The sequence below is a fragment of the Mycobacterium sp. 1423905.2 genome (assembly GCF_001673155.1).
In the GTDB taxonomy this organism is placed as follows: domain Bacteria; phylum Actinomycetota; class Actinomycetes; order Mycobacteriales; family Mycobacteriaceae; genus Mycobacterium.
In genome coordinates, this window is the sequence record NZ_LZLE01000207.1 from 13143 (window position 1) to 32343 (window position 19201).

The 19201-nt window shown below is 62.4% G+C and carries 18 protein-coding genes and 1 pseudogene; 12 read left to right on the forward strand and 7 right to left on the reverse strand.

Annotated features, from left to right (window positions below):
* Window positions 1-49: 49 nt before the first annotated feature.
* The 4 genes from A9W95_RS12130 to A9W95_RS12145 form a co-directional block, all read right to left on the reverse strand.
* A complete protein-coding gene (locus tag A9W95_RS12130) occupies window positions 50-496 on the reverse strand; it encodes a cupin domain-containing protein (RefSeq protein WP_067412597.1) in 447 nt (148 codons plus the stop codon).
* A 241-nt stretch (window positions 497-737) separates the two neighbouring features.
* The gene (locus A9W95_RS12135) at window positions 738-1658 is read right to left on the reverse strand and encodes an NADP-dependent oxidoreductase (protein WP_067412600.1); all 921 of its coding nucleotides are present in this window, start codon (window positions 1656-1658) and stop codon (window positions 738-740) included.
* A complete protein-coding gene (locus A9W95_RS12140) occupies window positions 1658-1903 on the reverse strand; it encodes a hypothetical protein (protein WP_156746164.1) in 246 nt (81 codons plus the stop codon). The genes A9W95_RS12135 and A9W95_RS12140 overlap by 1 nt, the downstream gene beginning before the upstream one ends.
* Before the next feature lie 448 nt (window positions 1904-2351).
* The gene (locus A9W95_RS12145; RefSeq protein WP_082983051.1) at window positions 2352-2537 is read right to left on the reverse strand and encodes a hypothetical protein; all 186 of its coding nucleotides are present in this window, start codon (window positions 2535-2537) and stop codon (window positions 2352-2354) included.
* 1032 nt (window positions 2538-3569) lie between these two features.
* Between A9W95_RS12145 and A9W95_RS12150 the strand changes: the two genes are divergently transcribed.
* From A9W95_RS12150 to A9W95_RS28395, 12 genes and pseudogenes are all read left to right on the forward strand, one after another.
* Window positions 3570-6374: a LuxR family transcriptional regulator gene (locus A9W95_RS12150; protein ID WP_067412605.1), complete on the forward strand. Its 2805-nt coding sequence runs from the start codon at window positions 3570-3572 to the stop codon at window positions 6372-6374.
* A 798-nt stretch (window positions 6375-7172) separates the two neighbouring features.
* Window positions 7173-9452 (forward strand): LuxR C-terminal-related transcriptional regulator, encoded by a 2280-nt coding sequence (locus A9W95_RS12155; RefSeq protein WP_067412607.1) that lies wholly within the window; start codon window positions 7173-7175, stop codon window positions 9450-9452.
* A gap of 476 nt (window positions 9453-9928) precedes the next feature.
* The gene (gene usfY / locus A9W95_RS12160; protein ID WP_067412610.1) at window positions 9929-10240 is read left to right on the forward strand and encodes a protein UsfY; all 312 of its coding nucleotides are present in this window, start codon (window positions 9929-9931) and stop codon (window positions 10238-10240) included.
* Window positions 10241-10526: 286 nt separating this feature from the next.
* Window positions 10527-10958, forward strand: coding sequence for a hypothetical protein (locus A9W95_RS12165; RefSeq protein ID WP_156746165.1), 432 nt, complete (start codon window positions 10527-10529; stop codon window positions 10956-10958).
* Between the two features lie 327 nt (window positions 10959-11285).
* Entirely contained in the window at window positions 11286-11693 is a 408-nt protein-coding gene (locus A9W95_RS26240) for a four-helix bundle copper-binding protein (RefSeq protein ID WP_082983055.1), read from the forward strand.
* A 58-nt stretch (window positions 11694-11751) separates the two neighbouring features.
* Window positions 11752-12222: a DUF5709 domain-containing protein gene (locus A9W95_RS12170; RefSeq protein ID WP_082983052.1), complete on the forward strand. Its 471-nt coding sequence runs from the start codon at window positions 11752-11754 to the stop codon at window positions 12220-12222.
* Window positions 12223-12287: 65 nt separating this feature from the next.
* A complete protein-coding gene (locus A9W95_RS12175; protein WP_067412615.1) occupies window positions 12288-12896 on the forward strand; it encodes a GNAT family N-acetyltransferase in 609 nt (202 codons plus the stop codon).
* A gap of 220 nt (window positions 12897-13116) precedes the next feature.
* On the forward strand, window positions 13117-13635 hold the full coding sequence (locus A9W95_RS12180) for a YkgB family protein (protein WP_067412618.1): 519 nt from the start codon (window positions 13117-13119) through the stop codon (window positions 13633-13635).
* A gap of 83 nt (window positions 13636-13718) precedes the next feature.
* Window positions 13719-15125, forward strand: a complete 1407-nt coding sequence (lpdA, locus tag A9W95_RS12185; RefSeq protein ID WP_067412647.1) for a dihydrolipoyl dehydrogenase — start codon at window positions 13719-13721, stop codon at window positions 15123-15125.
* A gap of 14 nt (window positions 15126-15139) precedes the next feature.
* Window positions 15140-15262, forward strand: a pseudogene (locus A9W95_RS27915) (FAD-binding protein); the annotation flags it as partial.
* A gap of 71 nt (window positions 15263-15333) precedes the next feature.
* Complete coding sequence (locus A9W95_RS28225; protein WP_256388889.1) at window positions 15334-15462, forward strand: hypothetical protein; 129 nt, start codon at window positions 15334-15336, stop codon at window positions 15460-15462.
* Between the two features lie 8 nt (window positions 15463-15470).
* Window positions 15471-15890, forward strand: a complete 420-nt coding sequence (locus A9W95_RS28395) for an NAD-binding protein (RefSeq protein WP_082983053.1) — start codon at window positions 15471-15473, stop codon at window positions 15888-15890.
* Between the two features lie 47 nt (window positions 15891-15937).
* Here the strand turns inward: A9W95_RS28395 and tal are convergent, their stop codons facing one another.
* From tal to A9W95_RS12205, 3 genes are all read right to left on the reverse strand, one after another.
* Window positions 15938-17050, reverse strand: coding sequence for a transaldolase (gene tal / locus A9W95_RS12195; protein WP_067412624.1), 1113 nt, complete (start codon window positions 17048-17050; stop codon window positions 15938-15940).
* Window positions 17051-17689: 639 nt separating this feature from the next.
* Window positions 17690-18175: a peptide-methionine (R)-S-oxide reductase MsrB gene (msrB, locus tag A9W95_RS12200; RefSeq protein WP_067412627.1), complete on the reverse strand. Its 486-nt coding sequence runs from the start codon at window positions 18173-18175 to the stop codon at window positions 17690-17692.
* 23 nt (window positions 18176-18198) lie between these two features.
* On the reverse strand, window positions 18199-18969 hold the full coding sequence (locus A9W95_RS12205) for an SDR family NAD(P)-dependent oxidoreductase (RefSeq protein WP_067412630.1): 771 nt from the start codon (window positions 18967-18969) through the stop codon (window positions 18199-18201).
* Between the last annotated feature and the right edge of the window lie 232 nt (window positions 18970-19201).

Below are 19201 nucleotides of genomic sequence, written 5' to 3' on the forward strand. Positions count from 1 at the left end.
GGGGCACGTCCGTCACAACATGCCGAGGACGTGCGCACATCGTGCATCGTTAACGCGGTGGCTCATTTTCGGTGCTGTCATCCGTGGTGAGCGGGCCGTCTCCGGTATCCACTAGGAAGACTGCGAGTAGTTCGGCGGGTTCGGTAGCGCTGGCGTTTTCACTGACCGTGTGGTGCGCGCCGGGGGCTTCACTCCACGTCTCACCTGCGTGATAGACACGCTCAGGTTCACCTTCAACTCGGCTGCGGATCGCTCCGGAGATCACGTAGGCCATGATGAACGCCGATTTGGCGTGGTGGTGCGGTGCGCTCTTTGCCCCAGGTGGATAGCTGACCGCCACAGCTTCGACTGATTTGCCCGGAATATTACTTGGTTGATTGAAAACTGCACGCACAACTGGGTTTTGACCCGAATGCTGTGGCTCGGGCTCGGCATGAGCCGACGGCGGGAACATCACAGCGATAGCCAGTGCGGCGAGTGGTAGTTTGAGGGCCATTATTGAGCTGCCTTCCCTTCGGATGTCTTGACGGCTAACTGCCCTGGCTACGTCGGTGCGGTCATGCGATCGGCGCACACGTGTCTAAGTAGCCCGCGCATCGTGACCTGCACAGGCATCCTGCGATCATCCTGGGCACCAATTGAATTGGCTAACCAGCGGGCAGGTCCACCGCTCGTCAGCGCACGAGGTAAGGAGTGGAGGTTCGCGCACCCGCCGCCGGATCACCGGGGGTTCCCACTCAGTCTGCTGCTACACGCAGGATCGTCTTACCAGGGATGCGCTTGCTAGGACTGAATGCCGAGGCAGCTTCGGCAAGTGGTAACACAGCACCCACTACCGGCTTGAGGCGTCCATCGCGTACCCGCGCGGCAAGGTTAGCGAGCTGGTCGCGATCGGCTTCGACTAGAAAGAAGATCGCCCGCCCGTCATGAGGTTGCGTCTTCGGCGGCTCGGCGATAGTGACAAGTGTTCCGCCAGCCCGAACTAGAGCGGCCGAGCGGGCCAGAATCTCCCCGCCGATCACGTCAAACACGACGTCGACTTCACCCGCGTCTTCCAGCTTTTCGGTCTCCAAGTCCAGGAAAGTGTGGCAGCCGAGCTCCCCCGCCCGCTCTCGGTCCGCCGTCCGGCCGGTTCCAATGACGCGCGCGCCGACCTCGAGAGCGAGTTGCACCGCTATCGACCCAACCCCACCCGCGGCGCCGTGAATCAGAACCGTTTGCCCCGCGGCGAGGCGGCCATGGTCGAACAAGCCCTGCCAGGCGGCCAATCCAGAGATCGGCAACGCCGCTGCCACAGTATGGTCGATGTCCATTGGAAGCGGCGCGAGATTGCGGGCCTCCACCGCGGCGTACTCCGCCAGTGAGCCGTTGCGAGCCCAGTCAGCGAGCCCGAACACTCGTTGGCCGACACTCAAAAGGGTTGTACCGTAGCCTAACTCCACTACCACGCCCGACAACTCGTGACCGGGAACGCTCGGTGTCCGGTCCCGACCTCCGCGGTCTATCCACGTGTGCGGCCAGTCAAGCTCCCCCGGTGTGAAACCCGCTGCGTGAACCCGAACGACGACGTCGTTGTCAGTAGCCTCGGGATAGGGCAGCTCCGTGAACTCCAGGCCGGCGACACCGGCGTTACGATCGGAAACAGTGATGGCTTGCATTACAGGTCCTTCCTGATGTGGGTCGTTACCGTCGGATAAGTCACCGGTTGCGGTTGTAGGCTGACGAGCTCGAGGCCCAGATCACGGATCCGGTCGAGGAGTCCGTAAAGCTGGGATTGGTCGCGGATTTCACCGGTGAATACGGTTTCCGTCGCACCGGCCTCGAAGCGCATCCCTTCCAGTGCCGACCCGAGCCGCTCGGTCACGCGGCCTCGAATGCAGATCTGATACATCGTCCGCTGCACTTGACCCTCCGCCCGCCAGCTGCAGATCGAGCATTCACCGAAGCTGGGCGAGTAGTCATCACCCGCCGAGCTAATTCACCCGGGTGAGCCCGAAGGCATACCTCGGCGAATCGGCAGGCATTAAGTCGGGCGGGCAATCGAATGGGCGCCGAACGCCCAACCGTTGGAATACCGTATTACTACGCGGGTGCCGTCAGACCGGCAACACCGCGGCGGCGCGAACAAATTTGCGCGGTGCATATGCACAGCCCGACGCCGACGCGTAGACCGCCGGAATCACCTGTCGCACAAGCGGATTGTTACTGCTGTTTCGTGTTCACCGGCGCAGTCGTCCACATTGATTTGCGCATGAAACTTCAGCTGCCCTTTGACGTGGTTTCCGCATAACCCGCACTGTTGGTCTGCGGCGGTCACCGGTTGCTCGCCCGCAGCTGCAAATGGCGGGTTGTCACCGCGTTACCGCCTTGCGGCGTCGCGTCCCGGTGTAGGCGACCAACCCGGCCGTGACCGAGGAGCCCGCACAAAGTGCCGCGGCAGCCGCAGAATCGATGAGCTGACCATAGATCAACATAAGTGTGGCGTAATCACCGGTGGCCACTGCCACAAACAGGCAAGCGATCCGCAGTCGGGTCATGATGCCGCCCAATCGTGCCCGATCGGGCGCGCAACGAAGACACTGCGCAGGTATCCAGTAGGACGCCCGCACGTTGCACACGCCGGGCGCGTGCCGCATCGAGACGCGATCTCGCGCTTGTCGCCAACGTAGGTTGCCATCGCCCATTGCACAGTAGCCAGGCAACCTTGACAAAGCGTTTCGACGAGGTCGCCGTCTGGGCTGAGCCCCATCTGGTCGCAGCCGTCGATCGCGTGGATCTCGGCAACCGCAACCGCGGGCGCCCCGCAGGTCGCTCCGCCCGGCACCCGCTGGGCGCTGCAAATGGGCTGCAAGGTGTGAAGTTGAGCCTCAATCGCTGGGACGGTGTCCCTTGCGGAATCTCCTTTTCGATGGGCCCAACGCAAGGCAGATGCGGCGGCGTCCCGCATGAGGTCCATCAGCCACGGTGTCCGCGCGTCACCGTACTCACATTCATCAGGAGGTCGTTGATAGTGGCGAGGTTTCATTTCGTTTTCTCCGGTTCGCTGATGCCGTCTCTGTGCAATAAAGGCAGCCAGCAAGTCCACGTCATCGCCACTCGTTGCTGGCGTATGCGGGCTCGTCGCAGATCAGCTCGCCGATCTGGGTCCACTGACCGCTCACTCGATTCGTTTCAGCCAGCATTCATCGACGCGGGATGAGTGGTCATCACCCGGCAAACTGTTTCACCCGGGTGAATCGCCAAGCACTCCTCGCACCAGAAGCCGCCGAGCAAAATGGCCGTCCCGTATCAGCAAACGTGCTTGCCTTCGTCGGACGGTGCCAGGGTGCCGCCGCGTTGGTCGCGGTCGGCACCTAGACGTCGCTACCGAGCCGCACCTCTCGGCCACACCGCCGGCCTCACGTCCATATCGAATGCGCCAGAGTTGGCAGCACCTCGTGCGCCTAATTGGCCCTAGCTCATGCGGGGCCATTCGTCATAGACAGCAAATCTGGAGGATGACGCGCACCGCCTACAATGATGTGCACTGCAGGGGCAGTCCGGTAAAGAAAAGGTAGACAGGACACCCGATGGGCTCACTAACCGGCCTATTTGACGTCGGCGGTCAGCGGTCGGTCACTCCGCCGATTCGGGGACGGGCAGACGAGCTGAAGACGATCGGCGCGCTGATCGCGGCGGTCGCTCAGGGCCGTGGTGGCGCGCTGGTTATCGAAGGGCCGCCCGGCATCGGGAAAAGTCGGTTGTTGACCGAGGTGTTGGTGTTGGCCGACAAGCGCGAAGTGCGCACCTTGTTCGGGGAGGCATTCGAATATCAGCAGACGGTGCCGTTTTTCTCGCTTTTCATGGCCACGCTCAATGCCGATCCTCCGGTGGGTGATGCCGAGGCGTTGCGCCGGCTAGGCGGCTCGGCTGATCTGCGCTACTGGGTCGTGCATGACCTAGCCGACGCAATCCACGCGGCCGCCGTCCAGACGCCGCTGGTAATCCTGCTGGAGGACATTCACTGGGCCGACAATGGCACCCTGTTGGCACTGCGTTCGCTGGCCACCACGCGGGCGGATGCGGTGTTATGGGTAGTGACTGCCCGCACTGGGGCCGGTGGGTCCGCGGTGCAAGAGACCTTGTCGGTGCTGCAACGCGCGAATGCCACATTCCTGCGCTTGGACGCCATGACGCCGGATGCGGTCGCCGATATGGTCCAAGACGCCGTGCGGGCAAAAGCCGATGTCTCGCTGCTAGATCTGGCGGCCAAGGCCCACGGGAACCCTTTTTTGGTCAGCGAGCTTGTCGGGGGGCTGGGAGAAGAGGACCGACTGAACGTCAGCGGAGGGCGGGCGGTGGCCACCGGACACGGCCTGCCAAGGCGTCTCGCCGTCGGTATGCAGCAGCGCCTGGACTTGCTCTCCAACAGTGCCTCCGAGGTGGTGCGGGTGGCCGCGGTGCTGCCGGACCGGTTTTCGGTGGAGCTGTTGGCCGCGATGCTGGAACGGTCGCCGGCGTCCTTGCTGTCCGCGCTGGGGGAGGCGGTGCGCGCAGACCTTTTCGTCGAAGACGGCGAGCGGTTGAGATTTAGGCACGACTTGCTGCGCGAGGCGACCCGGCAGTCGCTGCCACAGTCGTTGCGGCGGGCGATGGAGCGCCAGTCGGCGTCAGTCATGCTGGGGATGGGCGCGGCGCCGGCTGAGGTGGCCACCCAGCTGGCGCGCAGCGCCGAGCCGGGAGACCGGGAGGCGATCGGCGCACTGCGCCAAGCCGCACAATCGGTGGGCCGTGGCGATGCGAGCGCGGCGGCGGACCTGAGCAAACGTGCGCTGGAGCTGTTCCCCCCCAACGACGCCGAGCGCGGCTCCCTGGTCGGCGAGACGGTGGGGTGGCTCAACCGGGCTAGTCGCTATGGCGAGGCCGAAGCATTGGCCGACGTGGCGCTCGCGGAGGCGGCGTCGCCGGAGGTAGAGGCAGAGATCCGGCTCCGGCTACCGGTCCACACCAAGCACACTGACCAGCAGCGGGTGGCGGAGAATCGGCGGGCGCTCAAGTTGAGCGGCATCAGCGACGTCACCAGGGCACGGCATCTGTCGTGGCTGGCGTACAACCTGGTGTTCGACGAAGGTGGGCAACGGCGCGCGGCCGCCGACGAGGCTGCAGCGGCCGCCGCAGCAACCGGCGATCTCGAGGCCACGATCATGGCCGACGTTACTCACGCTTTGCTCGATGCTGGTGAGGGCTACCCGTCCCGCGCACTACGCCGTTTTGAAGAGGTCAGCCCACTTGCTCACACGAATCAAACAGCGATAGCGCATGCCTACTCCGGAATGTACGAGGCAAACCTGCTGGCAGTGGTCGGCCGGTTAGACGACGCGACGGCCCGGGTCGCCGGCGGCATAGAGCAAGCCAGCAAGGAACGCAACGCGATGGCCCTCGCCATGTGGGCCGTCTTCAGTGGGCTTGTCCACCTCGCTGCCGGCCGGCTGTCGGCCGCTCGCGATGCGACGGAGCCCCTTCCGCCCCCACAGCCGACGGGGGCAACCGAGCATGACGTACTTCGCACGGTAATTCTCGCCGAGGTGGCTGCGCACACCGATGACCGAAATTTGCTGCAACAGATGGTCAATGATGCGCGCGATGCCCACTCCAGAGGCTCCGCCGGCATACGCCGAGGGTCGGCGTATGTGCTTGCCCGGGCGGCGTGGCAGCGTGACGACGTTCATGACGCGATGCGCTGGCTCGGTGACGTCATCCTGCTAGCGACACCATTTTTCCCACATGCATTGGTTCGGCTGATCTTGGGTGCGCGGGTGGCCTCGGTCGCTGGTGATGCCGGCTTGCGCGCGCGGGTCTTGCAGGCCACTGAGGTGCTTGAGCGTGAACAACCTGCTGTGCCGTTGTTGGCGGCGGTGGCCGGGTATGCCCGCGCGATCCTCGAACACGATGCCCAGGCGTTGATATCTGTCGCGGAGTTGCTGCGCGCGTCGTCGCGTCCGCTTCTCTATGCCAGTGCTGCCGAGGACGCCGGCGGCGAGCTGAGCCGCGGACAGCGCAACGCTGAGGCGCTTGACCACCTCAACGCGGCGTTCGACACCTACATCGAGTGCGGGGCGACCGCTGATGCCCGCCGGGTCGGCCGCGCGCTGCGCGGCTTGGGTGTGGAACGGCGCATCGTCAACCATCCAAGGGCCAAGACCGGCTGGGACAGTCTCACTGACTCCGAACTCAAGGTCATCAACCTCATTGCGCGGGGCGCGACCAACCGCTCGGTTGCCACACAGCTGCACCTCTCCCCCAACACGGTAAAGACACACGTGCACAACGCATTTGCTAAGTTGGGCATTGCCTCCCGCGCCGAATTGGCGCACCTGATGCGCGCCTCTGACTGACGGAACGTCAACACGAGGCCGCCTAGCACTGCACGCGTCCGACTTCTCGCGGATCGTCGGTGATTGGAGAGTCGCTCTTTCAATCGCTCTGTGCCACAACTCTTCGTCCATCGGACTAAGCAGTCCGTCACAGCATGGTCACTACGTATACACCGACGCGGCACTAAAGATCACCCGCTGGGCGATGGTGACGGCGGTTTCTGGCTGACAACGTATCTAATGAGCTCCGGATCGCCGCGACTGTCCCCCCTCAACAGAAGCCGGTGCCGGGGAGCAAAGCGCAGAGGAATTGAGAGAACGATGATGAGCACGGTGTGGGGAATGTTGATGATGGTGCCGGTCGTGTTTGGCGTCAGTGGGTTTGTGTTGGTCAACCGACGACCATGATCGGTCGAAAACCACAGCCGGCCGACTCCGCAGCTGTGAGATGCTCGTTCGCCTCGTGTTGGAACACCAACTCCCTGCCCGCCGCAGCGTCCAGAGTCGCAGGAGCCAGTACATCGGTGCAACAAGAGGAGCGATACGGTGAACGGGCACAGCGTAACTGCGGCTCACGCGACATCTCTCGGGCCATCAGGGGGTCTTGAGTCTGCCGGCCCGGACGGGCACCGGCAACGCGCGCAAGGAGTCGAGGAGAACGCATCTGATTCAAGGGGGCCACTCTTGACGGGCAAATCGAGCGCACCCGACCCCGCCACGAACAAGCGGGATTTCGAGGCGACAGCGCCCACCGAGAAGGTGCCAACGCCGAACGTTCCTACGCCCCCACTGGTTTCCTCCGATCCGAGGCATTCGGACATGACCGGCTCAGCTGGATGGAATGACAGCGGCGGCAAAGGAGCCGCCGCGCGTGCAGTTCTGCTCGCCACCAAGCTGCACGTTCCGGCCATCGGGGTAGAGCTCGTTCACCGGGCCACCTTGCTCGAAGCATTGTCTGCCGGGCGCCACTCCAAATTGACCCTCTTGAGCGCACCGGCGGGCTGGGGCAAGACGACACTGCTGGCGCAGTGGGCTCTGAATGCGGGCGGGGACGCGCGGTTCGGTTGGCTTTCGCTCGATCCCTCCGACAACGACCCGGTGTGGTTTTGGATGTACGTGATCGCCGCCTTGCAGAGGATGAGTCCTGATGTTGGGGTCCGAGCGCTCGAACTGCTAGCGATGGGTGCTGACCCAGTGCAGGTGATCCTGCCTACGCTGCTGAATGATCTGGACACGACCGGTACACCGATGGTCCTGATCCTCGATGACTACCACCTGATGGTGAATCGAGCAGTCCATGACCAGCTTGCATTCTTCATCAGCCGCATGCCGGCCAATCTTCACTTGATGCTGGCCACCCGATCGGATCCGATATTGCCGTTGGCCCGCTTGAGAGTCAGCGGCGAGCTGACCGAAATGCGGACCGAAGATTTACGTTTCCGGACTAGCGAGGCGGCTCAACTGCTTAACCATGTCCTCGGGTTGAGCCTCGACCAAGCCGATATCGAACTACTGCACAAACGCACCGAAGGCTGGGCAGCCGGCCTCTACCTTGCCGCCCTCTCACTTGCCGGGCGTGCTGACACCGCGGCGTTCATCAAGACCTTCGCCGGTGACAACCGTCATATCGTTGACTACTTGATGGCCGAGGTGCTCGACGGTCAGCCGCCACAAATCCGTAGTTTTCTGCTACGCACGTCGATCTTGGGCCGCCTCAGCGGTCCGCTCTGCGACGCGGTGCTGCAAGCGACTGACTCGGCCTCTGTACTGGAGAAGATCGAACGCGAAAACCTGTTTGTCGTACCCCTGGACACGTCACGTCACTGGTACCGGTATCACCAGCTGTTCGCAGAACTGCTCCGCACCGAACTGCGTCGCAGCGAGCAGAACCTGGTTAGCGATCTACACCGACGCGCGGCCGCCTGGTTCGAGAGCCAAGGCCTCATTGATGAGGCGGTGCGCCACCTGATCGCTGGCGGTGACATCGAGCGTAGCGCTGACATGATCGCCGCGGACTGGGTAACCGAATTCAACGGAGGCGGCCTATCAACCGTCTCCAGCATGCTCGACCAACTGCCCGATGAAACCGTCCTGCAGGATCCGCGGCTGAGCGTAGCCCGCGCCTGGATCGCCTTGGGCCTTGGTCAACTCGATGACGCCGCTGAGTGGATCGAGGCCGCCGAAACCCAAGCCGAGGGCGGCACCGCGAATAGCGGCGCCATCAGCGCTCAAGTCGTCGTGTTGCGCGCGATTCACGCGTTCAAAGCAGCTGAAGTCGCCACCGCGCTCGAGCAGGCCAGGCGAGCTATCACCCTCAATCAAGACGAGGCGCCGCTGGGCCAATCGAGTGCCTACTGCATCTACGGGTCAGCGTTGTACTTCTCAGGCAGCCCCCGAGAGGCGCAAGCCGCCTTTCGGCGGGCCGTGCAGCAAGCCGAGAAGGTGGGCGATCGTCGCGCCCGCAGTTATGCGTTGGGCTATCTAGCGCTCATCTCCGCCGAAGACGGCCGGCTCGCGGAGGCTGAACACCAGATCCGCCGGGCTTCCGGCAGCTCCCGAGACTTGGCGGATGCCGAACATCTCGTCGACACCATGGTGTCGCTCGCCACGGCGGAAGTCCTTCGGACGCGGGGCAACGCGGCTGCCGCGGTGGCCGCCATCGACATGGCAGTCAGGTTGGCACAACAAGGTGGAGGAATTTTGGAGCTGGCCAAGACACTCCTAGTTCGGGCGAAGATTATGCAGGACGTCGGCGACCACCAGACTGTGCAGGCGAGCCTCGAGGAGGCCGGCGCGCTACTGCGCGGTTCCGCCGATGCAGACATCACCGCGACGTTGCTCGGTTCGGCCGAGCGCGAAGCGGGCGTCGCGGTGGTGACATCCCGTCATAAGGGGTGCACGGTCGATGAGGAGCTGACCCCGAAGGAACTTGAGGTTCTTCGCCTGCTCGCGACCCGTTTATCGCGACGTGAGATCGGCGAACGGCTATACGTTTCGCTCAACACCGTAAAGACTCACCAGCGCGCCGTATATCGCAAGTTGCGCGTTGAGCACCGCGGCGCGGCGGTCAGCCGGGCGCGAGAGTTGGGCCTGTTGTAATCCGCCTGCCGCCCCGCGTCAGATTCGGCGCGACACGAGCCTCTGTCCGACAGCGCCTCCCACGCACGCGGGATCCGCATGTCCCCCTGTTCTTTTGCTCTTGGCTCGGTCTAATGGATGACACCTCTTTCAGAGTGGCAGCGCGGATTCAAGCAAGTTCTGGAGCCGAAGGCTGGTTCGGAGGAATCACCCGGGTGATTCGGCGAGCCGGACGATGACAACGGAACCCGGTCTTGGCCAGGATGTCTCCATGGCATCCTGGCTGGCCACGACGGTGCTGGTGTGTGGCTCGCGACAACCGTTGAGCAAATATATTGCCCGAACTGCTTATTCACGACGGCACCGACTTGACTTGAACACATTGAGGCGTTGGCTAGCGAATCCCGTCGGTGGTTCGCGTCATGATTGTGCATGTCTCCGGGCTCGCGCAGTGAGCACACATTTCGCCAACTTGATCGATGACGGAGGGAACGGTAATGGGAGACACGCATGACGATCCGACGGATCATTCTCGGACCACACAACCACACGCGGGTATCACGATGAAGGACAACTTCTATTGGCCAGGGCTGATCCTGCTGGCCGTAGCGGTGATTGGGTTGATCAGTACGGCGGCAACAGCCGCATTCCAACACTACGAATGGCTTATGACCACGATGCTCATCGCCGTTCTCGGCGCTTTCGCCGGAGCGCTGTCGCTCGTCATAGAGAATCGTCGGGTAGCCCGCATCGATGCCCGGTGGGACGCCACGCATCCGGGTAGTCGGACACTTCCACGCGCTCGGTGATCAGAACCGGACGCCCCTTCAACGGTACCGTCCCCGGCGCGAAGTCGGTTGTCATTCAGTCATTTCACGCTGCCGAACAGACCGCGCAACCGGCGGCAGGCTGCGCCGCAGACACCTTGCTTGTTGGTGTTTCTCACCCGGGTGAAATGCCAGCGCGGATGAGGACAGTTCGCCCCTGCGCAGTGAAAGTGGTAGCTGAGCTGAGCCTGCGATCACAAAGCGCCTGCATCACCGTCTCGCCCAATTGCGCTGCAACCGAAGGAAAGACCGAGACACATGTTACGAAATGGTGCTGCATATGGCTGAGGGCGTTGTATTGACGGGTGCGTCTGTTGTCGTGACGACCGCACCGCCGGGGAATATTCGGGCCAGCAGTGTGTCGATCATGGTCACGGCGAAGGCGCTGGCGGAGATCGACCTTCTGATCGCGCAGTGTTGTGTCGATATTGTCCTGCCCGACTCCGGTCAACGCAGTTATGACATGGCCACGAACCCGATTCGGCTGGACACGCTCGGCCGTGATCTGGCGGTGTTGATCCGCGGCGCCGATGTCGTCGGGCGCGTTGACTTGGTGGTGGCCCTGCGGCTTGACTTCGAAGACCGATTGAATCAGCGCAAAGTCGTGTTTCAACACGACTACGGCGATGTCTGCCTCTCTACAGACTCCCCGGTGGTCACGCGGCGACTGCCGCTGAGTCGAATTCGCTTCGACCATTGAAGTGTTGGGCGCCGACGCAGTTGTCATGCCGGCAGGCAACGGTTAGCAGCCCTCGATATGTGGCACAAGCCTTGCCGCGAATGTCGGCCCCCAGCCAAGGTCACGGAAAGCCGCGTGTCACCAGCATCGAAATCTCGGCACCGTTGTCTTCCGTGAGCCGCGTTTCAGGATCTGTCAGCGTGCAGCGCCACCATCACCCGGGTGAATGACGGAGGTGGGCGAGGACAGGTCACCCTTTTGCGCGTCATGCTCACCACGTCTACACCTGCGCAGCCGTGCTCCGTTTCGTGAGACAAACTCCACTGAGGACCCTATGAGGAGGGCATGATGAGCGCCGTCAAGAGGATGGTGGAGGCCTATCCGCGAGGTCTGGGCCGGATCAACAGGGACAACCTCGTCGCATGTATCGATGCCTGCATTGAATGCGACCAGGCCTGCACAGCATGTGCAGATGCCTGTCTCAGTGAAGAAGACGTCAACGACTTAACCAAATGCATTCGCACTTGCCTTGACTGTGCGGACGCCTGCGCGACGGCCGGCCGCGTCCTGTCCCGGCATACCGGCTACGACGCCAACTTGACCAAGACGGTGCTCGCAACCTCCGCCACCGCCTGTATGACAAGTGCTGACGAGTGCGACAAACACGCAGGGAAACACGAGCATTGTCGTGTGTGCGCCGGCGTATGCCGTCGCTGTGAACGAGCCTGCGTTGACCTTATTGAGGCCCTCGGTTAAGACAGCCACCGACGAGCCGAGCGAAATCCGCTGTGCAGTCGGGACCTTGGATATCGGAATGGGAATGGCACGCATGGAGATCTCTGAATTCGATGACGTCGGGGCTCATTTACTCGAACCGGAAGAAAGCCTTGACTCGGAACAGACCGGTATCGAGCTGGACGAAGGTTACTCGCCACCGGAAAGACCGTGGGAATTGCGGGCTTGGGGGCTGACGGCGAGGGAAGCCCGAACCCATGAAAGTTTGGCGCGCCGGCTAGCCCGTGAGCTGCCTGAGGTGACCGACCAATGGGACGGTGATGGCATCGGCGATACCTCCGACAGCGATGGCGAACCTATCGACGATCAGGTTGGCGATATTCGTGCAGGCCGACTGGTCGCTTTTGACGTCGACGTGACGGACCCAAGCACCGAGTATCGCGCCTACGACGTGGGCCTCGACGGCGGCGCAGCGTCGGCTGAGGAAGCTGCTATCCATATCGTCGTCGAGGAGGACAGCATTGCTAGTGAGCAATACAGACTTTTCTGATCTTGTCGGTCCACTACCTCTTGGATCCCACACCCACTGCTCACCCAACAACGGTAGTGGGCAGAGTGGTTGAGCATCGTCACGTCGAATGGGACGCCGACACGCGACACATCAGGACACACCGGCTGGTATTGCGGCCGTGGCAACTCGACGATGATCTCGCCGCATATGTCATATACGGTTCGCCCGAAGTGGCGCGCTGGCTGTGTCCAGCCCTGCCTCCCATTGTCGATCGAAACCAGATGCGACGCGTGTTGGGGTCATGGATCAACGAAGCAGACTCGACCGGTATGCCGTTGGGTCGATGGGCGATTACCGACAAAAACTCCGGGGACGTGATCGGAGGGACGGCTCTGCTCCCGCTGCCGCCGGGCGGCACGGATCTGGAAATCGGGTGGCAACTGTCACCCACGGCATGGGGCTACGGGTACGGCACGGAAGCCGGTCACGCGGTGGCGCATCAGGCTTTTGAAAGCCTTGATATCAGTGAGGTCTTCGCAGTGGTGCGAACGGGGAATCATCGTGGTATGGCTACCGCCCGCCGAGTCGGTATGGAATGGGTCGGCGAGACCAACAAGTACTACAACCTCACGCTTCAGGTCTACCGTCTGACGAACGCCGACCTAGATTTACCGGAGCCGGCTTGTGCAGATGAACACGACGCGCATAGGTGACCCGAAGTTTCTGTTGCACAACGACATATAGGTTCACCCGGGTGAATCACACTTCTGGATGAGGACGGTTCACCCCTCGCGCAGCGATAGTAATCAGTAAGTTCGAGCCGCGACCGCAACCCTCTTGTAGCACCGTCTCGGTCAACTGCACCACCGAAGAAGGCAGTGCGGTTTTGGCAGTGGCCGGGCGGTATGACGACCCACAGAACGGAGACCACAGATGCCACAGATTGAAGCCGGCGCCAACACGATGAATGCTGCGCCGGAAATGTCTCGAATGAAAGGCTTCGCGGCACTCGCCGCTCGGTATGGTCTGGTCATAGTCTTGGTCTGGTTCGGGGCCATGAAGTTTACTGACTATGAATCCGAGGGGATTTCACACTGGGTCGCGATGAGTCCCCTCTTGAATGGGTTCTACAACATCATGTCCATCGACGCCTTCGGTCGACTGAACGGATCCATAGAGTTGCTTACGGCAGCCTTACTGGCAGTCAAGCCGTGGTTCCCGAAGGCTTCGGTGGTAGGCGGCACTTTCGCATCGCTGTTCTTCGTAACCACGCTGAGTTTCATGATCACGACCCCTGGGGTCGGTGAGGCGTCTGCCGGTGGCTTCCCCGTTCTATCGGCAGACGGGGAATTCTTGATGAAGGACATTGCGCTGCTCGGCTTGGCACTGTGGCTGCTGGTGGACGCCATCGACGCAACCCGCAAACAGACGGTGCCCGCCGGTAGCAGCTGACGGCCACGCTGCCAGGACCGAATCGATAGCAAGGTCCGCGCGCAGTCAGCAGGGCTTTGCGCAGCACGACAGGAGCCAATATGATGACGCCATCCGAAAACCATTACGAACTCGTGGTTCTCGGGGCGGGATCCGGCGGGTATGTGTCAGCTATCCGCGCTGCCCAGTTGGGCCTGACTGTCGGGATCGTTGAGGAGCGCTATTGGGGCGGAGTATGCCTCAACACGGGTTGTGTTCCCTCAAAGGCGTTGCTGCGCAATGCCGAAATTGCTTCAATCATCACCCATCAGTCCGCCACCTTCGGCATCTCGGGAGACGTCACCCTCGACTACGCCCGTGCGGTGTCGCGCAGCCGCGAAGTCGCCGATGCACGGGTTCGCGGCGTTCACTTTCTTATGCGCAAGAACGCAATTGCTGAGATCAACGGCCACGGATGTTTCACCAGCCCTCATACCCTCGCGGTAGACATGTCCGACGGAGGTAGAAGACTACTGACCTTCGATCAAGCCGTCATCGCGACCGGATCGCGGGTTCGCACGCTGCCTGCAGTCAGCTTCAGCGACAACATCGTCGCCTACGAGCAACAGATTCTCAGCGCCGAGCTGCCCGAGTCCATCGTGATCATTGGCGGTGGCAGCATCGGCATGGAATTCGCCTACATCCTGCACAGTTACGGCGTACGCGTCGAGATCCTGGAATTCGCCGACCGCGTCCTTCCCAACGAGGATGTCGATGTCTCACGAGAACTTCAACGGCAATACCTGCACCGCGGGATTACGATTCACACATCCACCCGGATTGACAAAGTCGTCGACCATGGCGAGTACGTGGTTGTCAACCGCACCGACGCGGATGGGACGTCCGCTTCGACGCAGGCCGCACGGGCCTTCATCTGCATAGGATTTCGTCCGAACGTCGAAGGCATCGGTCTCGACGCCGCTGAAGTGCGTCTTACTCGCAGTGGCGGTATCGGCATCGACGACTATATGCGCACGTCCGCGCCACACATCTATGCCGTGGGGGACGTCACCGCCAAAGTTCAACTCGCCCATGTTGCTTCCGCGCAAGGGGTCGTCGCCGCGGAGACGATGGCAGGCTTCCCGACCATGCCCTTGAACTACCGGATGATGCCACGGGTGACCTTCTGCCAACCCCAAGTCGCCAGCTTTGGCTACACCGAAGCCCAGGCCGGCGCCGCCGGGCATACCGTTCGAGTCGCCAAGTTTCCAATGCAGGCCAGCGCGAAGGCGCACGGCCTCGGTGAACGGGCCGGCTTCATCAAGGTCATTGCCGACGCCGCCCATGGCGAGTTGCTCGGAGCCCATCTTGTCGGCGCCGAGGTCAGCGAACTGCTTCCCGAGCTGACCGCCGCCCAACTCTGGGATTTGACCGCCGCCGAACTGGCTCGCAACGTGCATACCCATCCCACCCTCGGGGAGGGACTCCAGGAATGCTTTCACGCTCTGACCGGTCACGCGATCAACCTCTGACGTGGTCGCTGAGGATGACCGACACAACACGGGTTCGGGACGTCATCGTCGTCGGGTCGGGCCCGGCCGGATATACCGCGGCGACCTTCACGGCTCGGGCGGGGCTAGGCACCGTTGTCATCGAAGGCTCTCAACCCGGCGGTGCACTGATGCTCCGCCGGCCAGGTAGACAACTATCCCGGCATCGCCGTTCGTCGTGGGTCCCGCGTTGGCCGACCAGATGCGTTGGCAAGCCACCACTTCGGCGCCGACCTATGGCCCTGCAGGCAAGATCGATCTCGGCCGGCAGGTGAAGGTGATCAGCGTTGATGATCGCGATTACCACAGCCGTGGCTGATCCTTGCCATGGGTTCGGTCAGCCGGAACCTCAAGGTAGCCGGGGAACGTGAGCTCATCGGTCACGGCGTGAGTACCAGCGCGAAACGCGACGGTGCACGGTTCAGCGGACGCGACGTCGCCGTCATAGGCGACGGCGAAGCGGCATTGGAAGAGGCCCTGCACCTCGCACCAATAGCCGGCCACGTCACCCTTATCCAGCGCCGCCTCCGGCTGCGGCCACCGACCGTAGCCGTTACCCGCTTGCGCTCCTATCCCAACGTCGCGATCCTGACGGCTACGGAAGTGCCTGCCGTGCAAGGCGGTCAACATGTTACCGGGCTGCGCATACGCGACAGGCACCACGGCGGGGAACCATCATTAGCCAGCGGCTGCGCAGCTGCGCTCGATGCCGAGCGCTGGTTGAATCGAACTACGCCGGCTCACTGACCCCCGACGGAGGGCCGAGCGGACATGGAGTTGATCTGTAGTTTGCGTCAAACCCGCAGCGCCTCTGGGAATTCACGTTGGATTGACCGTCGCCATGAAGCCGCGAACTTCGCCACTCCGTCGCGCTCGAGCGCATCGAAGGTCTGGCGCAAATCGACACCCACCGTGGTCAGCGCGTCGATCACCCCCTGCGCCAGCGTCGCCTTGCCGGTAAGGGTGTCACCAACGATCGCGCCGTGGTCAGCCACCGCCTCAAGTGTTGCCTCAGGAACGGTGCTTACGGTGTTCGGTGCGACGAGTTGGGTGACATACATCGTATCGGGATAAGCCGGGTTCTTAACTCCGGTGGAAGCCCACAGGGGACGTTGCGCGCGAGCACCGTTGGCGTGCAGCGCGGTGTAGCGTGGCTCTGCTTCGAAGGTTTGCTGGTAAGCAGCGTAGACCATCTGCGCGTTGGCGAGTCCCGCTCGTCCCCGTAAGTTGAGTGCATCATCGGTGCCGATCGCCTCAAGCCGCTTGTCGACCTCGGTGTCCACCCGTGATACGAAAAGTGATGCTACTGAATGGATTCGAGAGAGATCAGCGCCCCCGCGCTGTGCGGCCTCAATGCCGGCCAGGTAAGCGTCCGTCACCGCTCGGTACCGCTGCACAGAAAAGATCAAGGTTACGTTGACTGAGACACCTTCAGCCAGCACCGCGGTGATTGCGGGCAACCCTGCGGCGGTCGCCGGTATTTTGATCAACACGTTGGGCCGGTCGACGATCCTGGCTAACTCGACGGCCTGCGCGACTGTCGCATCGGTGTTGTGCGCTAGCGCCGGGTCAACTTCAATCGACACTCTTCCGTCGACGCCGTCGGATGCCTCCCACTGCGGGTGAAGCACATCGCAGGCCGCCCGTACGTCGTCGCTGATGGCCGTACGAACTGCGGTGGCAAAGTCGCTGCCGCGGGCCGTCAACTCGGCAATCTGGCCATCGTAGGCGCGGCCATTTGTTAGCGCGCGCTCAAATGTGGACGGATTGGTCGTCACGCCGACAACGCTTCTGGTGTCGATGAGCGTCTGCAGCTTCCCCGAGTGCAGCAGGTCCCGGGATAAGTCATCCAGCCACACCGACACTCCCGCGGCTGACAACGCAGCCAGGCTCGCGTTCTGAGTCATCCCGTCACCGCCGCCCCCCGAGTTGCAACCCGAGGCACAACCCGTCCCACCACACATAACGCGGCATAAAGCGCCAGCGGGGCGTACCCGCTCAACAACACCTGCCAATCAGCCGGAGTTGGAGGGTCGCTGTCTCCTGACCTGAGCTGCAGCCCCTTCTCCACCTCTTCGACGTTCATTGCATGCCCAACGATCGAGAGGACGCATGCAACGGTCATGATGCCCACCTTTCTTCTGCCACAGTGGAAAAGATGCCGACCACCGGTTGAACGCCGGTACCGGTTCGGACCGGTAGCCCGGCGACGGCCGAGCCGCCGCGTCTATGGCGCGCTGCACCACCGCGTTCGCACACTGGGCGTCGCATGGCTGTTCGGCGGCGGCGCCGCACAGTTCGCACGGAACCGCGCTCATAAACGCAGGCTTTTCCACCTGCCCACCCGGCAGGAACAGTCGTGCGGATGTCGCACCGACGAAGTTTCGACGAGTCTGCCTTCCGGCGCCGCCTGGGGTTCCGACGTCACCGGCGCAACACAGCTCTCGTGGTCGTCGGATCGTGCACCACAGTTGCCCTCGCCTGGCCGGCGCGATCACCGTGGGTTTGATGGCTGCCGGTGAAAACAGCAATGTTGTTGCGGTCACTCATGATCGCTGCTCGTCGACGCTTTGGTGTTGCTCACGGACGTCTTCGGTGAATAGGCGAAGATACTGCCCATAACCCTGAGCCTCCAGGTCATCACGGTGAATGAACCGCAGCGACGCCGAGTTAATGCAGTACCGCAACCCGCCGGCTTGGTTGGGACCATCGGGGAATACGTGCCCCAGATGACTATCGGCGTGGGCTGATCGCACCTCGACCCGATCCATGAAGTGGCTGCGATCGCGCCTTTCAACCAGGCTGTCTGCGTTGATGGGCCGGGTGAAGCTGGGCCACCCAGTTCCGCTGTCGAATTTGTTGATCGAAGCGAAAAGCGGTTCGCCAGAAACGATGTCGACGTAAATGCCGGGTTCATGGTTGTCGCAGTGCTCGCCGGTGAACGGGGGCTCCGTGCCGTTTTCCTGAGTCACGTGGTATTGCTGGGGGCTCAGCGCCTCGACCCCGGCGTCCTTGCTGTATTGGTGTGACACATGGTCTCCTTGCCGTTGTCGGGTTAATTTCGCCCGGCCATGATGCCGCCGTCGACGTTGAGAATCGCGCCGGTGATCCAACTGGCTTCATCGGACAGCAGATATGTCACGGCGTTGGCCACGTCGGCGGGGGTGCCGACTCGGCCCAGCGGATGAAGCGGTGCGAATGTCTCTAAGGTGGCGTCGATTTCGTCTTTTGATATGAAGCCCTCGTAGAGCGGGGTCTTGACGACGGCCGGTGCCACCGCGTTGACTCGAATCTGATGTTCGGCGAGCTCGATGGCGAGATTATGGGTTAGAGCATGCAGGCCAGCCTTCTGCATCGAGTATCCCGACGATGGGGTCAGACCGATGGCCTGATGCGCCCACATGCTGCCGATGTTGACGATTGCCCCGCCGTCACCGTTGGCAATCATGCCCTCGACCACGGTTTGCGTGAGGAAGAACAATGCGTAATTCAGGTCCAAATAGGAGTCATAAAACGCCGCGTCGTATTCCAGAAACGGCTTGGGAACAAAGAATCCGGCTGCGTTGACCAACAATGTCGCATCGCCGTGATGCTCGGAAAGCGCGCGCTGAACATCCGCGACCGCATTGCGGTCGGTCAGTTCGGCCGTGATCCCCCAGGCTTGGCCACCGCTGCCGGCCAGTTCGGTCACGGTGTCATCGACACGATCTTTCGACCGGCCGACGATCACCGCACTGCCGCCGTGGCGCACGACATCAACGGCGACCTGCCGGCCCATACCGGCGCTACCTCCGACGACGATGACCTTTTGGGAATCGAAGTGCATGGTAGAGCCCCTTCTGCTGAGGATCGCGGCGACTGCTTATGGGCCATTTCGCGTTGGCCCGGCGACAACGGTTCGCCTCGGCGGCAGCACCGCGCGCCGAGTACGTCGTTGAACTGGCTTCAGTCTGCTTCCCAGCGGGGTGAGCCGTCATCACCCAGCGTGGTGTCACCCGGGGTGATTTCCGCCGGGGCGAGTGGGCCACTGAAAGCAGAACGGGCCAGGAATTCATTCC

Excerpts from the sequence above, each read along its gene's own strand:
- A9W95_RS26240 (WP_082983055.1), top strand. The coding sequence starts at position 11,286 with ATGAGCGCCGTCAAGAGGATGGTGGAGGCCTATCCGCGAGGTCTGGGC.
- A9W95_RS12170 (WP_082983052.1), top strand. The coding sequence starts at position 11,752 with ATGGGAATGGCACGCATGGAGATCTCTGAATTCGATGACGTCGGGGCT.
- A9W95_RS12155 (WP_067412607.1), top strand. The coding sequence starts at position 7,173 with ATGACCGGCTCAGCTGGATGGAATGACAGCGGCGGCAAAGGAGCCGCC.
- A9W95_RS28395 (WP_082983053.1), top strand. The coding sequence starts at position 15,471 with ATGGGTTCGGTCAGCCGGAACCTCAAGGTAGCCGGGGAACGTGAGCTC.
- lpdA (WP_067412647.1), top strand. The coding sequence starts at position 13,719 with ATGACGCCATCCGAAAACCATTACGAACTCGTGGTTCTCGGGGCGGGA.
- usfY (WP_067412610.1), top strand. The coding sequence starts at position 9,929 with ATGGGAGACACGCATGACGATCCGACGGATCATTCTCGGACCACACAA.
- A9W95_RS12205 (WP_067412630.1), bottom strand. The coding sequence starts at position 18,969 with ATGCACTTCGATTCCCAAAAGGTCATCGTCGTCGGAGGTAGCGCCGGT.
- A9W95_RS12145 (WP_082983051.1), bottom strand. The coding sequence starts at position 2,537 with ATGACCCGACTGCGGATCGCTTGCCTGTTTGTGGCAGTGGCCACCGGT.
- A9W95_RS12165 (WP_156746165.1), top strand. The coding sequence starts at position 10,527 with ATGGTGCTGCATATGGCTGAGGGCGTTGTATTGACGGGTGCGTCTGTT.
- A9W95_RS12130 (WP_067412597.1), bottom strand. The coding sequence starts at position 496 with ATGGCCCTCAAACTACCACTCGCCGCACTGGCTATCGCTGTGATGTTC.
- tal (WP_067412624.1), bottom strand. The coding sequence starts at position 17,050 with ATGACTCAGAACGCGAGCCTGGCTGCGTTGTCAGCCGCGGGAGTGTCG.
- A9W95_RS12135 (WP_067412600.1), bottom strand. The coding sequence starts at position 1,658 with ATGCAAGCCATCACTGTTTCCGATCGTAACGCCGGTGTCGCCGGCCTG.
- A9W95_RS12180 (WP_067412618.1), top strand. The coding sequence starts at position 13,117 with ATGCCACAGATTGAAGCCGGCGCCAACACGATGAATGCTGCGCCGGAA.
- A9W95_RS12150 (WP_067412605.1), top strand. The coding sequence starts at position 3,570 with ATGGGCTCACTAACCGGCCTATTTGACGTCGGCGGTCAGCGGTCGGTC.